The following is a 15,018-nucleotide window of genomic DNA, read 5'->3' on the forward strand; positions in this document are numbered from 1 at the left end:
AGAAAGCCTGATGAACTGGCTGCGGCGGGTGTCCGGCATCCCCCTGTCCCCGCCCGCCGCTGCCGCAACGGAGGGTTTTACGCTATGGTACAGACCAAGAATTTCCCGCTGGAAACGCGCGGCGAGGCGGTCAGCCGCGAAGCGCTGGTCCAGGCGGCATTACAGGAGATCACCCAGAATTACCGCGAAGCAAGCCTTTCCAATGTGGCCCGCAGATACGGCGTTTCGCTGGCGTATGTCAGCGAGTGCGTCCGGGCCCAGACCGGAAAGACCTATAAGGAGCTGCTGCAGAAGCACCGGATGGAGACCGCCGCCCGCCTGCTGCGCCGCAGCGACCTGAACATCCAGCAGATCATCACCCAGGTGGGCTACGAGAACACCAGCTACTTCTACCGCCTGTTCCATGAGCGGTATGGCCAGAGCCCCCGGGAGTACCGCCGGGCACGCAGCCAGCGCACATAAGTGCATCAGTGAACGACCCTCTCCGCCTTTGCAGCAGGCTTTGACGGAGAGGGCCGTTTTGTGTTATATTAAAGCAGAACGATCAGGGCGGGCAGCGGCCTGCCGGAAGAGAGGTTGGATGAAGATGTTTCGTGGAGCAAGACGTGCAGATCTGGATGCGATCCTGAAAATTTATGCCCGCGCCCGGCAGGCGATGGCGGATTCCGGCAACCCCACCCAGTGGGGAGATCATTTCCCGCCGCAGGAGCTGCTGGAAGAGGACATTGATTCCAACCGGCTGTTCCTCTACCTTGTCAACGGCGAGCTGGAGGGCGTGTTTGCCTTTATCCTTGGCCCGGACCCCACCTATGCCCGGATCGAGGATGGCAAGTGGCTGAACGATACCCTGCCCTACGGCACCATCCACCGGCTGGCTTCGGCGGGCAGGCACCCCGGCGTTGCCGCCGCTGTGATCACCTGGTGTCTGGAGCACTGCGAGAGCCTGCGGGCCGACACCCACGCCGACAACAAGATCATGCAGCACCTGCTGGAAAAAAACGGCTTTACCAAGTGCGGCATCATCCATGTGGAGGATGGCACGCCCCGCATTGCCTACCAGAAAATGTCCCTTACCCTGCCTTTGCGCCGGGATTGAACCGCAAAAATGCGCCGCCCCACAAACGATGGAGCGGCGCTGTTTTTATGCGGTTCTGTCAGCCGTGGAAGGGAGCGGGTGCGCCTGCGTTCAGGAAGCGGCAGCTGCTGCCGGAGCTTCCGGGGCGGGCTGCTCTGCCGCAGTTTCTTCCGGCGTGGGCTGGAAATACTTCTCGTACAGCTCCATGCCGATGCGGTAGCCCTGCCACACGATGACCGCCGTGCCTGCACCGGCCACGCCGATGATGGCGGCAGTGCCCAGAATGCTGGGCTCGCTCTCGATGGTGGCATCCCGGTACTGGGCTTCCACGGTCACGGTGCTGCCCTTGGCCACGCTACCCGCCGGGATGGTAAAGCTCTCCTGGTTGTAGGCGACCGCCGGGTTGCCCAGCAGGCTGGCTTCATCCATGGCCCACAGGTCGAACACCATGCCCTCGGGCACGGCGCTCTGGTTCAGCGTCACCTTGACCTCGGCATCCACCGGCACGTTGGCGCTGGTCATGGCTTCGCCGCCGTTGTAGGTGAACGTGCCGCCTTTTACCGTCAGGGTGTAGGTTTCGGGAGTGGGGTCAGGTGTGGGTTCGGGCTTCTGGTCGGGAATCTTCTCCCAGTTGGCGTAAAGGGTGAACCGGCCGGTGGGAGCGCCAGTGAAATCATACGGCTCGTCATCTTTGGTGAGCCAGCCCTTGAACTCGTAGCCGGAAACGGTGGGAATTGTGGTGGGAGCTGTCAATGTCCCGCCCGTTTTGACGAACACTTTTATCATTCGCTCTGCTTCAGGCACTTTGTCGCCATAGTCGAAGGTGACGAGAGTGGGGACATAGTCAGAAAGAGCAGAAATAACGCTTTCACTTGTGCCAGAGTAGCGGATGTCATTCAGGCTAGTACAACCAGTGAAAACATTCGAGCCAATTGAAGTTACGCTGCTGGGAATCGTGATACTAGTCAGGCTAGAACAATTCTTGAAAGCCCAGGGGTCAATAGTTGTCACACTATCAGGAATCGTGATACTGGTGAGCTTAGTGCAGTTAGAAAAAGCACCCAATTGGATAGAAGTTACGCCGTCGGGGATTACAATACTGCTCAATTCAGAACAACCAGAAAAAGTATAAGGCCTGATAGAAGTTATGTTATTTGTTGAAAGTGTTATGCTGCTTAAATTGGTGCAAGAATCAAAGGCATACGCATCGATATATGTGACACTTTGTGGAACTGTAATGTTAGTGAGGCTGGAACACTCAGAAAAAACATGTTCGCCAATAGATACTACGCTATCTGCAATATCAACATGAATTAGCTTGCTAAACCGAGTAAAAGCAAGATTACCAATTGAAGTTACACCGGGAGAAACGACAACAGAGGTGATTTGATCCCGGAAACTGCGCCATGGTTGATGACCGCTCATTAGATAATCTTCCATTGCACCACTGCCGCGAATCGTCAACGTATAAGTACTCGGGTCATCCGTGTTTTCGGTCAGCTGCCAAGTGACACCAGACCCATCTCCAGCTGCGCCGCCGGTCAGCTTGGCACCGGGTTCAACCACCAACTGGACATCCGGGTTCAGGGGGCGCAGTGCGGTTCCTGAACCGGAAAAATCATAATTGCCGCTTTCCAGCGTCAGCGTGTTATTGCTCGCATCAAAATTCCAGCCGTTGCCGCTGTATTTTTTGTTGCTGCCCATAGGGCCAACGGGGTAGCCGTTTTCGTCAATTACCAGCCGGGTCAGCATGCTCAGGGTAACGGTGTCTGTACCAGTGGATGGTGCGGTGAAAGTGACAAAAAAACTATCAGAGGGTGCATGGTCAGTAGAATAGCTTGCACTTGGTGCCCAATCTTTTAACAAACAAGGTGTGCCGTTTGTGTCTCCGAATGTAACATCAATAGGAAATAATATTGGTTGACTGATAGGGGAAAAAGTATATTCGATGGTGACACTGGTATCATGGTCGGAATTGGGAATAATATAACAGCCACCGTTGAGACCATTGATTGTTGCGCGGCTAATCTTATAGATACCAGTGTTCTGGAGGTTCACATTCAAGGTATAGCCTTTAGCAACATGGCCACCCTCTGGCTTTTTACGAAAAATGCCGCCATTTATGGTGCCATTGTTGGTAACGGATATAAACGTGCCATTTTCAATCGTGCCACTGGATTCATTGGATATGGCATGGAGAAATTTTCCACCAGTGATAGAACCATGATTTATGAGGGAAGAGGAAGAAGAAAAAAAATAACCGCCACTGATTTTTCCGTTATTTATCACAGCGTTGTCGAAATTTCCCCTAACAATGGTTGCCTTTCCTCCAATCGTGAGTTTACATTTGGTGACATTTCCATAGCCGGAAATAATTGAAAAAAAATCATATTCTGTCGAGCTGGCAGGATGCAGGTCAAGCGTTTGTGTAGAACCGTCATAGCTCCAGCCATCACCAGAACAATCTTCATCATGGTTCTTACCGGAACCGACAGGATAGCCATCTACAATTTTTAATTGGCCGCCTCCCTCCGCCCACGCTGTAAGTGCCGACACAGGCAGGAGCGTTACCGCCATGCACAGCGCCACCAGAAGGCTGAGTAGTCGTTTCTTCATAGGGGGTCCCTCACTTTCTTTGGGCCGGAAGTGAAGCTCCGGCAAAAATGGATGCTCTTACTTCCTTAAATACACGCCGCGCGAAATCCTTTCACCCTTTTTCAAAAAAATTTAAAAAAAAAAAAAAAAAAACGAACTGCAAAACAGTCCGTTTTCGGGTCATCTTTCGTAATGTGTCTAAAGGCTTAAAATCTTGATGGTTTGCTCTTCTTCAAAAACATCATACACAAGGCGGTGCTGTACGTTGATGCGCCTGCTGTGCGAGCCGTTCAAATCGCCCACCAGCTTTTCATAGGGCGGTGGGTTCTGGAACGGATTTTCTTTTATAACGGAGATCAGCGCCTTCGCTTTTTCGTCAAGATGGGCAGATTTCAGCTTTGGAATGTCCTTGAGCGCGGTTTTCGCATAAACAATTTTGTACATTTACCACTCCACAGCCGATTCGTCAACACAATCTTCCAGCGGTTCGGCCTTGGCCGCCAGGAGCTTTTCCCGCATTCCCGGCACGGAGACGAGATAAAGCGTTTCCATAATGCCGCTGTAATCTTCTTCCGAAAGCAGAACAGCGTTGCCGTCTTTGGTGCAGATGTTCAGCGGTTCATTGTACTTTACGGTCTGCTCTACATACTGGAAAGCATTCTTGCGAAAGTTCGTGATATTAGTGGTCGTCATCGTGCATCACCTCTTATGTACATAATAGCGTACACACTGCGCGGTGTCAAGACCTTTTTTGCCGAACTTGGGGCTTGTGGAGCGGGGGCAATCGTTCTATAATACAAGCTGTGAAATGAATCACAAAAGGGGTGGAACGTATGGACAAAAAACTGAACGAGGCCGTGGCGGCGCTGCGGCCCCAGATGGTGGCGGCGCTCCAGCGGCTGGTGCGCAGGCGCAGTGTGGAGGCCGACCCGCTGCCGGGCAAGCCCTTTGGCGAGGAGGTGGATGCCTGCTTTGCCGAGGCGCTGACCCTCTGCCATGAGCTGGGCTTTGAGACCACCGACATGGATCGGTACATCGGCTGGTGCGAGATCGGCACCGGGGACGAGATGGTGGCGGTGCTGGGGCATCTGGACGTGGTGCCCGAGGGCGAGGGCTGGCATCACCCGCCCTACGCCGCCGAGATCGAGGGCGGCAGGCTGTATGGCCGGGGTGCCATTGACGACAAAGGCCCGGTGGTGGCCAGCCTGTTCGCGCTGAAAGCCATCCGGGATCTGGGCATTCCGCTCAACCGCCGTGTCCGGCTGCTGTTCGGCCTGAACGAGGAGACCAACGACCGGGACGTGCTGTACTACAAGGCCCACGGCGGGGAGATCCCGGTGCTGGGCTTCACCCCGGACGGCGAGTATCCGCTCATCAACGGCGAAAAGGGCATCCTGAACGAAAGCTATGCTGTGCAGCTGCACCAGACCGGGGCCTGGCAGCTGAACAGGGTGCAGGGCGGCGTGGCCGGCAATGTGGTGCCGGACTACGCCTGCGCTGTGCTGACCGCCCCGGCGGGGGCCGCCCTGCCGGATGCGGAGCACATCACCGTGACAGCCATCCCCGGCGGCTATCAGGTGGAAGCGGTGGGCGTTTCGGCCCACGGCAGCCACCCGGAGCAGGGCGAAAACGCCATTGGGCGGCTGGTGTGCTACCTCGACCGGCTGCCGCTGGAGGGGGATGCAAAACAGGCCGTGCACTTTCTGGCCGAGAAGCTGGGCACCGACCCCTACGGCGAGCGCCTGCTGGGCCACCGGCTGGAGGATGCGCTCTCCGGCCCCATGAGCTGCAACTGGGGGCTGATCGAGGGCGACGCGCAGCATCTGTGGGTCAAGCTGAACTACCGCTATCCCGTGACCATGGAACGGGCAGACTGCCAGCCCGCTGTGCAGGCCGCCTTTGAGGCCGCAGGCTGGGCGCTGGATGGGCAGGTGCACAAGGAAAAGCTCTACTACCCTGCCGAGACCCCGCTGGTCAGCGCCCTGCTGGAGGTTTACCGGGATGCCACCGGCGACAATGCCCCGCCCAAGTGCATCGGCGGCGGCACCTACGCCAAGATGCTGCCTAACGTGGTGGCTTTTGGCCCCCTGTTCGCGGGTGACCCGGTCACAGAGCATCAGCCCGATGAATGCATCGATCTGGAACGTCTGGTGCAGAACGCCCAGATCATTGCAAACGCCATTGTCAAGCTGGCAAACCTGCCGCTGGAATAAGAAGGAGGACGGGACTATGAAGATCACGCAGGTGCGGCTGGGCCGCATTTCCACCCCGCTGCGGGTGCCGTTCAAAACAGCACTGCGCACTGTGAACAGCGTTGAGGATGTTATCGTGGAGCTCCACACCGATACCGGTGCGGTGGGCTACGGCGAAGCACCCCCGACCGGTGTCATCACCGGCGACACCACCGGGGCCATCCTCGGTGCCATTCAGGATCATATCGCCCCTGCCCTGCTGGGCCGCGACCTCGATGAATTTGAGGATCTGACCGCCGCTGTGCAGAAGGCGCTTGTCCATAACACCAGCGCCAAGGCCGCTGTGGACATGGCCCTGTGGGATCTGCTGGGCCAGAAGTACAGCGCCCCTGTTTACCGGATGCTGGGCGGTGCCCGCAAAAACATCGTGACCGATATCACCATCAGTGTCAACCCGCCCGAGGAGATGGCCCGGGATGCCCGCACCGCCGTCCAGCGCGGCTACGACTGCCTGAAGGTCAAGGTGGGCATTGACCCTGAGCTGGATGTGGCCCGCCTTGCCGCGGTGCGGCAGGCCGTGGGCCGGGACATCAAGCTCCGCATCGATGCCAATCAGGCCTGGAACGCCAAGCAGGCGGTCCGCATCCTGAACCAGATGCAGGAGAAGGGGCTGGACATTGAGTTCGTGGAGCAGCCCGTGCCCGCCGCAGACCTTGAGGGGATGCAGTATGTCACCCGCCATGCCGATGTGCCCGTACTGGCCGACGAGAGCGTGTTCAGCCCGGCAGATGCCCTGCGGATCATGCAGACCGGCGCGGCCGACCTGGTGAACATCAAGCTGATGAAGTGCGGCGGCATCACCAATGCCTTGCGCATTGCCGCCGCCGCTGAGGTGTACGGCGTGGAGTGCATGATCGGCTGTATGCTGGAAGCAAAGATCTCGGTCAACGCCGCTGTGGAGCTGGCCTGCGCCAAGAAGATCATCACCAAGATCGACCTCGACGGCCCGGTGCTCTGCAGCGAGGACCACATCCTCGGCGGTGCCGTGTTCAACGAAAAGAACATCACCGTCTCCGACGCGCCCGGCATGGGCATTCAGGGCTTTGTGCCCGGCAAGGTGTCCTATCTCGACTAAAACAGGAACAGACCGCATCCCGAAACACACGGGGTGCGGTCTCTTTTTGTGAATCTGTATTTCATATACGGACAGTGAAAAAAGCTCGTGTCTGTATATGTTGAAATGAAAAACAAAAAAAGCAGGTAAAATCTTTGACTTTTCGGCCTGCGAGGCGTATAATCGTACTTGTTCCGTGTAGAGGAATGGGAAAACTGTGCGCAATAGGCGCACAATCTGGATAGGGGAGTAGAAAAGTTATGAAAACGTTGAAAGCGGTTGCGGCAAGGTACAACGCCACCAGCCTGATCCTGCGCATCGTCATCGGCCTTGTGGTCGGTGCGGTGCTGGCACTGGCGGTGCCCGGTGCGGGCTGGGTGGAAGAATTCGGCAGCCTGTTCGTGGGTGCCCTGAAGGGCATTGCCCCGGTGCTGGTGTTCGTTATCGTGGCCAGTGCGCTGGCGCAGGGCACGTCCAAGCTGGACCGGCGCTTTGGCACGGTCATCTGGCTGTACATGCTCACCACCTTCCTGGCCGCCGCCATTGCGGCGGCGACCAGCTTCCTGTTCCCTCAGACCATCGTTCTGGCTGAGGCGGCAGAATCCGAGGTGGTGCCCCAGGGTCTGGGCGATGTGATGAACACCCTGCTCACCAACTTTGTGGCAAACCCCGTCAGTGCCCTGCTGAACGGCAATTACATCGGCATCCTGTTCTGGGCCTGCCTGTTCGGTCTGGCCATGAAGAAGTACGGCGCAGACAGCACCAAGCTGTTCCTGGCGAACACAGCGGATGCAGTTTCCCAGATCGTCCGCTGGATCATCAATCTGGCACCCTTCGGCATCATGGGCCTTGTGTACACCAACGTGTCCAGCAACGGCCTGTCCATCTTTACCCAGTACGGCAGGCTGCTGCTCCTGCTGGTGGGCACCATGCTCTTTATGGCACTGGTCGTCTCGCCCTTTATCATCTTTGTGTATCTGCACTGCAACCCGTATCCGCTGGTGTTCCGCTGCCTGCGTGAATCCGGCCTGACCGCCTTCTTCACCCGCAGCTCTGCCGCCAACATTCCGGTCAATATGGATCTGTGCGAAAAGCTGGGGCTGGATAAGGATATATATTCCGTCTCCATCCCGCTGGGCGCTACCATCAATATGGATGGTGCCGCCATCACCATTACCATTATGACGCTGGCTGCGGCCAATACGCTGGGCATTCAGGTGTCCCTGCCCGCCGCCATCCTTCTTTCGGTGATGAGTGCTCTGGGTGCCTGCGGCGCTTCCGGCGTGGCTGGCGGCTCCCTGCTGCTGATCCCCATGGCCTGCTCCCTGTTTGGCATCTCCAATGATATCGCCATGCAGGTGGTCGGTGTCGGCTTTATCATTGGCGTGGTGCAGGATTCCGTGGAAACTGCCCTGAACTCCGCCGGTGACGTGGAATTTGCCGCCACTGCGGAATATCACCAGTGGCGCAGGGAGGGCAAGCCCCTGCCGGCGTTCCTGTGCAAGTGATGCAAAACTGAAATGGCTTTTCAAAGGCTGCTGTGCTGCTGGCACGGCGGCCTTTTTGTTTGGAACTTTTTTCTGGGCATTTTGCACAGGAAAGCCCTCGTCCTGTTTGAAATTGACGGATTCTGACGGATTTTGCATGAGAGTATCCACTTTTGCAGAAGAAATTCTGGGCAAAACAGAGAGAAAATCTGAAAAAGTTTTCCAAACAAGGCTTCAATCGTCCATGTATACAAGAACTTTATTTTTCATAAAAAACGTTTTGTGCTAGTTGCGCAAAGAACGAAAGAACGTTAAAAATGTATCACTAAATTCATAGTTTGTTCATAGAATTTATAAAACGATTTCATAATTGAGTGGCATAATATGGCCATCCTCAGAGAGGGGAACAAAAGAACGAAGGGTTCTGAAAGGTTCCGCTTTGAGGATGCAGGGAGATAGAGGCCCTGCCAAAAAACACAATGACATTTACCGATATACGGAGGATATTTATTATGATGAACAAGAACACTGCTATCCTGGACAACACTATGATGGACGCTTACCTGACTGTCACCGAGGGCGTGTCCGATAACTGCGGCATTGGCCTGGCTTTTGCAAGCCTGCTCGAGAGCGCAAAGAAGAACTTTGTCAACCAGAGCAACCGCCGCGCTGTCAATGCAAGCTTTGCCGGCTGATCTTCTCCAATTTGCCGGTTGAAGATTCTCCTTCTTTTTTGTTACAGCTGCTGCCACACTGTAATATGAACTGAAAAGCCCGGAACCACCTGCCGCCATAGCAGGTACGGTTCCGGGCTTTTTTGCTGTGTGGGTTCGGTCAGCGCAGGGATTTTAAGCCGTCAGCCTGGCTTTCTGCAGTGCAGCCACGATCAGCGGAATGAGGATGAGCTGCGCCACGATGCCGGGCACGGCAGTGAGCACCGCACCGGACAGGAACGCGCTGAACGGGAAGCTGGAGCCGGACAGACCGGCCAGCACAAAGCGCACTGCACCCCAGACAAGGCGGCCTGACACCATCGAGGTGACAAGGGCGGCGTAGATCATGGGCAGGGTGTGCTGCACCTTGCGGTACATGAAACCGGCCACAGCGCCGTATGTGGCCAGCTCAAAGGCCATGGCGATGGCAATGGGGTACATCGGGGGCATCCCGAACAGCACCGAGCGGAGCAGCGGGGCGGCAAAGCCCAGTGCCAGGCCCCAGGGGCCGCCCAGCACGAAGCCAGCCAGCAGCACCGGGAAGTGCATGGGGCAGAGCATATTGCCGATCTGAGGCACATGGCCAGTGATCATGGGCAGCACAAAGGCCAGTGCCAGAAACAGTGCGGCCAGCACCAGATCACGGGTCGCGGAACGGGTCTTGGTATTCATCAATGATTCCTCCTGAAAATGCACAGACAAAAAGGGCCTGCCGCCAGCACGCGCGCCAGCGGCAGACCCCTTCATGGTGTCTGTTTCAAAATAATGTTTGCGGGGAGAAACACGGGCTTCGGCCCGCAAAGCCCCGGCTTCAGCCGGGAATTGTGCAAAAAGTATAGCAGATGCAAAGCCGCCTTGTCAAGCTCAGCGGATGAGGAGGGTTACGGGGCGGTGTTTGCGGATTTTTGAAATTTGTAGATGTAATAAAAGGAATCTTCACCGGGGCCTTCTGCAAATGTACTGTTACAGACATTGGTGTGAGAATAACCATTGTCGGAGGCTGCATTCAATTCGGCATCAGAAAGCGCATGTTCCATAAAGAGCCAGATCTCAGGATCGGAAGAAGTGAAGCACTGAGAAGTATTGGAGGATTCGATTTGAGCATGGACACGTCCCGGAAAGTAATAATCAAAGAGTGTCCAGTCTAGGAAGTAGTTCGTTGTATAAAGAACTGCATCCTGAGAGGGGGTAATAACTTCCAGACACTGGGTGGTCGCAAGGTCGATGCGCTTTTCCCGCTGATAGGTTTGGTAGAAATCCGGTAGACTGCACACCAGCGTTCCCAAAATCAGAATACTGGACAGAATGGTTCTCCAACGGACTTTAGACAGAAGAAAGCCAAAAACCAGGTAAACGACTGCGGTGAGCGGATAAAGGTATCGAACGAGAAAAAGCGGGCGAACGGCATGTGAAACGATCAGCCCGACTGCGGAGGTGCCGGCGGCAGAAAGCAAGCCAGTCAAAAGCCAAATCGTATCAGGGGCGAAGAGCCATTTAGAGGACGACTTGGCCTGTGCTGTGAAATAAAGAAGGAATGCAAGACCGAAAATGAGGACTGTCCAAGAAGGATTGAAGAAGAATCCGATACAATTGATCGGAGAAGGAATGAAGGTGGACCACCAGTCTGCCGCAGCACGTTTGAAAGTGGGAAGCAATACCAGAAGCCAGGGAAGGTAGACGACCACTGCGGCACAATAAGTGATAAGGATTTTTTTGAAGCTGCTCTTATCCTGCGGAAGCAGAGAAAGCAGAGCCAGATAGAAAAATGCAACGGAAATCAGGGCATAGTAGTGCGTATAAGCGGCACAAAGAGAGGCGACGCTGAAAATGACCCAATCGGAGGTTTTACCGGAATGAAGAATGTTATGGAGTGCCAGATAGGCCGCTAACACAAAGAAAGCGCCGAGTGAATACATTCGGGCCTCGACATTGAACATGATAGCGGTATCAGTCAAAGAGGCAAAAGTGGAAACAACAACTGCGGGAATCAATCCGAACTGTCTGAAAATCACCGTACAGGCAAGAATCAGAATGAGTCCATAGGGAATCAGAGCCGACAGATGATAGACATATCCGTGATTGCCCAGAAGATGATATAGGAGCTGTGTGAAAAGGTAGTACAGCGGCGGATGATTATCTGCCGCTGTGACTTGGAGCATTTCAAAAACATTCATTTGGGCAAGGCCGATGCTGAACCCCTCATCTCCCCAGAAGGAGTTGTCAAAAATGCGGACAAAGTGCATGGCGAACAGCACAAGGGCATACAGGTACAGCAGCCAGGGCAAAATCCTGCGGCTGCGCTGTGCCCGGGATGTGGGTGAGGAAAAAGACATAGGAACCTCCCAAAATGATAAAAAAAGCAAACAAATTCATCTTATTATATCATACAGCGGCAAAAGATGATATTGCAAAGCGGCCAAAAGCTGCAAAAATGTTTTGCGGGGGCAAAATGGACCTGCATTTTCAACAAAAACGGGAACATTTACAAGCGATTTTGCCAAGGGATGTACATTTTGACGAAAGAACCTTGACGTTTTTGCATAGAATAGATAATATAGACTTGAGAAATAGCGCATCGGGGCGTACGGCCCGGGTGCGTACCATATCCGATGCAAACGCTGAGGTTCATACGGGAGGACCAAAGATGACAAATGCAGAAAAGCTTACCCTGGCAAAACACGCCTGCCACATCCGCATGGGCGTGATCGAGGGCACTCACAGCGCCAAGTGCGGCCATCCGGGCGGCAGCCTGGATATCGCCGAGGTGCTGGCGTACCTCTATTTCGTAGAGATGAAGGTGGATCCGAAGGATCCCAAGAACCCTGACCGCGACCGTTTGGTGCTCTCCAAGGGCCATGCGGCCCCGGCGCTGTACGCCGCGCTGGCTGAGCGTGGGTTCTTCCCGGTGGAGGACCTCAAGACCCTGCGCAAGATCGGCAGCTACCTGCAGGGCCACCCCAACATGAACAGTGTGCCGGGCGTGGATATGTCCACTGGCAGTCTGGGTCAGGGCGTGAGCGCCGCCTGCGGCATGGCACTGGGTGCCAAGCACGCCGGTAAGCCCATCAATGTTTACACCATCCTGGGTGACGGCGAGGTGGAAGAAGGCGAGTGCTGGGAGGCCTTTATGTTTGCTTCTCACTACGGCCTGTCAAACCTCTGCGTCATGCTGGACCGCAACCATCTGCAGATCGACGGCACCACCGAGACCGTGATGAACAGCGCCCCGCTGGAGGAGAAGCTGAAGGCCTTCAACTTCAATGTGCTGACCATCAACGGCCACGATCTTGATGCCATTGAGAGCGCCATCGCCGCTTTCCACGCTGAGAACGAAAAGCCCACCTGCATCATTCTGGATACCCTCAAGGGCAAGGGCGTTTCCTTTATGGAGAACTCCGTTGACTGGCACGGCAAGGGCCCCAACGATGAGGAATACGCACAGGCCATGCAGGAGCTGAATGCAGCTTACGCCGCGCTGGAAGAGGAGGACAAGTAAGATGGCAGAAGTGAAGAAGATCGCTACCCGTGACAGCTACGGCAACACCCTGAAGGAGCTGGCCGCTGAGGGCCACGACGACCTGGTGGTGCTGGACGCTGATCTGGCTGCCGCCACCAAGACCGGCATGTTCCGCAAGGCGTACCCGGACCGTCACTTCGACTGCGGCATTGCAGAGGGCAACATGATGGGCGTGGCCGCAGGTCTGGCCACCATGGGTTATGTTCCCTTTGTTTCCAGCTTTGCCATGTTTGCCGCAGGCCGTGCCTTTGAGCAGATCCGCAACTCGATCGCCTACCCCCGCCTGAACGTCAAGATCGGTGCCACCCACGGCGGCATCTCCGTGGGTGAGGACGGTGCTTCCCACCAGTGCTGCGAGGACTTTGCCCTGATGCGCAGCCTGCCCGGCATGACCGTGATCTGCCCCGCAGACGATGTGGAGGCCCGTGCCGCTGTGCGTGCCGCTTACGCCATGCAGGGCCCTGTTTACCTGCGCTTCGGCCGTCTGGCTGTGCCTGTGTTCCACGATGAGGCTACCTACCACTTTGAGCTGGGCAAGGGCGAGCAGATCACCGAGGGCAACGACATTGCCATCATCGCCACCGGCCTGATGGTCAACGAGGCCCGTCTGGCTGCCGAGCAGCTGGCTGCCGAGGGCATCCACGCCCGGGTCATCAACATCCACACCATCAAGCCTCTGGACGAGGAGATCGTCCTCAAGGCCGCCAAGGAGTGCGGCAAGGTTATCACCGCCGAGGAGCACAGCGTCATCGGCGGTCTGGGCGAGGCTGTCTGCGCTGTCCTGAGCGAGAAGCTGCCCACCCCTGTCCGCCGTGTGGGCGTGCAGGACAAGTTCGGCTGCTCCGGCCCCGCATGGGACCTGCTCAAGCTGTACGGTCTGGATGCAGCGACCATCTGCAAGACCGCTCACGAGATGCTGGGCTGATCCAGAAAGTCAATAAAAGCCGGTCGGCGTATGCCGGCCGGCTTTTTGCGTGCAATTACCGTAAAAATTCGTGATTTTTCCGCACGATATCCGGGGAAACGTGCTGGCTGCTTGCACCCGGCGGCAAAGTGTGTTAAAGTGGGGCCAGATAAAAATTTTGAGAGAAGGAGCACCGCTATGAAATACGATTTCACTTCCATCATGGACCGCCACGGCAAGGATGCCATTGCAGTGGATGGCCTTGGCACCGGCTTTGCCCCCGCCGCCCCCAAGGAGGGCTTTGATGCCATCCCCATGTGGGTGGCCGATATGAACTTCCCCACCGTGCCCACCATCCAGGAAGCCATCATCGAGCGCACCAACCACCCCGCGTTTGGCTACTTCAACCCCACCGATGAATACTTCGATTCCATCATCCGGTGGCAGGCAAAGCGCAACGGCGTGCAGGGCCTGACCAAGGAGTGCATCGGCTACGAGAACGGCGTGCTGGGCGGCGTGATCAGTGCCCTGAACTGCGTCTGCTCCAAGGGCGACAAGATCCTGATCCACAGCCCCACCTACATCGGCTTCACCATGAGCCTGAAGAACAACGGCTACGAGGCTGTCCACAGCCCGCTGGTCAAGGATGAAAACGGCGTGTGGCGGATGGACTTTGAGGACATGGAAAAGCACCTGAAAGAGGAAAAGATCCATGCCGCCATCATGTGCAACCCCCACAACCCCTGCGGCCGTGTGTGGGAGCGCTGGGAGCTGGAAAAGGCCATGGAGCTGTACAAGAAGTACGATGTGTATGTGGTCTCCGATGAGATCTGGTCGGACATCATCCTGAGCGGAAACAAGCACATCCCCACCCAGTCTGTGAGCGAGGATGCCCGCCAGCGCACCGCCGCTTTCTATGCACCCTCCAAGACCTTCAATCTGGCCGGTCTGGTGGGCAGCTACCATATCGTTTACAACAGCTGGTGGCGTGACCGCATGGAAAAAGAGTCCAGCCTGAGCCACTACAACATGATGAACGTCCTCTCCATGCACGCCCTGATCGGTGCTTACAAGCCCGAGGGCTACGAGTGGACCGACGAGCTCTGCGAGGTGCTGACCGGCAACATCGACTTTGCCTGCGATTACATCGAGAAGCATTTCGAGGGTGTGACCGTCTCCAAGCCGCAGGGTACCTACATGCTGTTCGTGGACTGCACCGACTGGTGCAAGGCCCACGGCAAGACCATTGAGGATGTGGAGCACGCCTGCTGGGATGTGGGCGCTGCCATCCAGGATGGCACCATGTTCTTTGGCCCCTGCCACCTGCGCATGAATCTGGCTTCTCCCCGTTCTCGCATCGAGGAGGCGTTCCACCGCATGGACAAGTACGTTTTTAACGCATGATCGCTTAAACACAGCAA

14 protein-coding genes are annotated in these 15,018 nt (G+C 56.1%); 9 read left to right on the top strand and 5 right to left on the bottom strand.

The genetic code is table 11. From position 1 onward, the window contains the following. The first annotated feature begins 84 nt into the window (after positions 1-84). Both J3352_RS06370 and J3352_RS06375 read left to right on the top strand, forming a co-directional pair. Positions 85-462 carry a helix-turn-helix transcriptional regulator gene (locus J3352_RS06370; RefSeq protein ID WP_207700495.1) on the top strand — a complete coding sequence of 126 codons (378 nt, stop codon included), beginning with the start codon at positions 85-87 and terminating at the stop codon, positions 460-462. A 124-nt stretch (positions 463-586) separates the two neighbouring features. Continuing rightward, positions 587-1,096, top strand: a complete 510-nt coding sequence (locus tag J3352_RS06375) for a GNAT family N-acetyltransferase (RefSeq protein ID WP_156066467.1) — start codon at positions 587-589, stop codon at positions 1,094-1,096. A 90-nt stretch (positions 1,097-1,186) separates the two neighbouring features. Here the strand turns inward: J3352_RS06375 and J3352_RS06380 are convergent, their stop codons facing one another. The 3 genes from J3352_RS06380 to J3352_RS06390 all read right to left on the bottom strand — a co-directional run bounded on the left by J3352_RS06380 (position 1,187) and on the right by J3352_RS06390 (position 4,363). Further along, the gene (locus J3352_RS06380) at positions 1,187-3,691 is read right to left on the bottom strand and encodes a leucine-rich repeat protein (RefSeq protein ID WP_156066336.1); all 2,505 of its coding nucleotides are present in this window, start codon (positions 3,689-3,691) and stop codon (positions 1,187-1,189) included. A 177-nt stretch (positions 3,692-3,868) separates the two neighbouring features. Continuing rightward, the gene (locus J3352_RS06385; RefSeq protein ID WP_156066338.1) at positions 3,869-4,114 is read right to left on the bottom strand and encodes a Txe/YoeB family addiction module toxin; all 246 of its coding nucleotides are present in this window, start codon (positions 4,112-4,114) and stop codon (positions 3,869-3,871) included. Beyond that, positions 4,115-4,363 (bottom strand): type II toxin-antitoxin system Phd/YefM family antitoxin, encoded by a 249-nt coding sequence (locus tag J3352_RS06390; RefSeq protein ID WP_097773001.1) that lies wholly within the window; start codon positions 4,361-4,363, stop codon positions 4,115-4,117. It lies immediately after the preceding gene. A 140-nt stretch (positions 4,364-4,503) separates the two neighbouring features. On the opposite strand from J3352_RS06390, the gene J3352_RS06395 reads away from it, so the two are divergent. The 4 genes from J3352_RS06395 to J3352_RS06410 all read left to right on the top strand — a co-directional run bounded on the left by J3352_RS06395 (position 4,504) and on the right by J3352_RS06410 (position 9,158). Continuing rightward, positions 4,504-5,883, top strand: coding sequence for a Sapep family Mn(2+)-dependent dipeptidase (locus tag J3352_RS06395; protein ID WP_097773000.1), 1,380 nt, complete (start codon positions 4,504-4,506; stop codon positions 5,881-5,883). A gap of 16 nt (positions 5,884-5,899) precedes the next feature. Next, entirely contained in the window at positions 5,900-6,997 is a 1,098-nt protein-coding gene (locus J3352_RS06400) for a dipeptide epimerase (RefSeq protein ID WP_097772999.1), read from the top strand. A gap of 248 nt (positions 6,998-7,245) precedes the next feature. Next, positions 7,246-8,484, top strand: a complete 1,239-nt coding sequence (sstT, locus tag J3352_RS06405) for a serine/threonine transporter SstT (protein ID WP_347562994.1) — start codon at positions 7,246-7,248, stop codon at positions 8,482-8,484. A 491-nt stretch (positions 8,485-8,975) separates the two neighbouring features. Beyond that, complete coding sequence (locus J3352_RS06410; RefSeq protein ID WP_035393180.1) at positions 8,976-9,158, top strand: hypothetical protein; 183 nt, start codon at positions 8,976-8,978, stop codon at positions 9,156-9,158. 153 nt (positions 9,159-9,311) lie between these two features. On the opposite strand, the gene J3352_RS06415 is transcribed toward J3352_RS06410, so the two are convergent. Both J3352_RS06415 and J3352_RS06420 read right to left on the bottom strand, forming a co-directional pair. Further along, positions 9,312-9,848: an ECF transporter S component gene (locus J3352_RS06415; protein ID WP_197036528.1), complete on the bottom strand. Its 537-nt coding sequence runs from the start codon at positions 9,846-9,848 to the stop codon at positions 9,312-9,314. A 209-nt stretch (positions 9,849-10,057) separates the two neighbouring features. Continuing rightward, positions 10,058-11,509: a glycosyltransferase family 39 protein gene (locus tag J3352_RS06420; protein ID WP_097772997.1), complete on the bottom strand. Its 1,452-nt coding sequence runs from the start codon at positions 11,507-11,509 to the stop codon at positions 10,058-10,060. A 311-nt stretch (positions 11,510-11,820) separates the two neighbouring features. On the opposite strand from J3352_RS06420, the gene J3352_RS06425 reads away from it, so the two are divergent. From J3352_RS06425 to J3352_RS06435, 3 genes are all read left to right on the top strand, one after another. Further along, positions 11,821-12,672, top strand: a complete 852-nt coding sequence (locus J3352_RS06425; protein WP_097772996.1) for a transketolase — start codon at positions 11,821-11,823, stop codon at positions 12,670-12,672. A gap of 1 nt (position 12,673) precedes the next feature. Further along, a complete protein-coding gene (locus tag J3352_RS06430) occupies positions 12,674-13,618 on the top strand; it encodes a transketolase family protein (protein WP_005928481.1) in 945 nt (314 codons plus the stop codon). Positions 13,619-13,795: 177 nt separating this feature from the next. Next, on the top strand, positions 13,796-15,001 hold the full coding sequence (locus J3352_RS06435) for a MalY/PatB family protein (RefSeq protein WP_005928475.1): 1,206 nt from the start codon (positions 13,796-13,798) through the stop codon (positions 14,999-15,001). Positions 15,002-15,018: the final 17 nt, after the last annotated feature.

Origin of the sequence: Faecalibacterium sp. Marseille-Q4164 (genome assembly GCF_017377545.1) — a bacterium.
In the GTDB taxonomy this organism is placed as follows: Bacteria; Bacillota; Clostridia; order Oscillospirales; family Ruminococcaceae; genus Faecalibacterium; species Faecalibacterium duncaniae.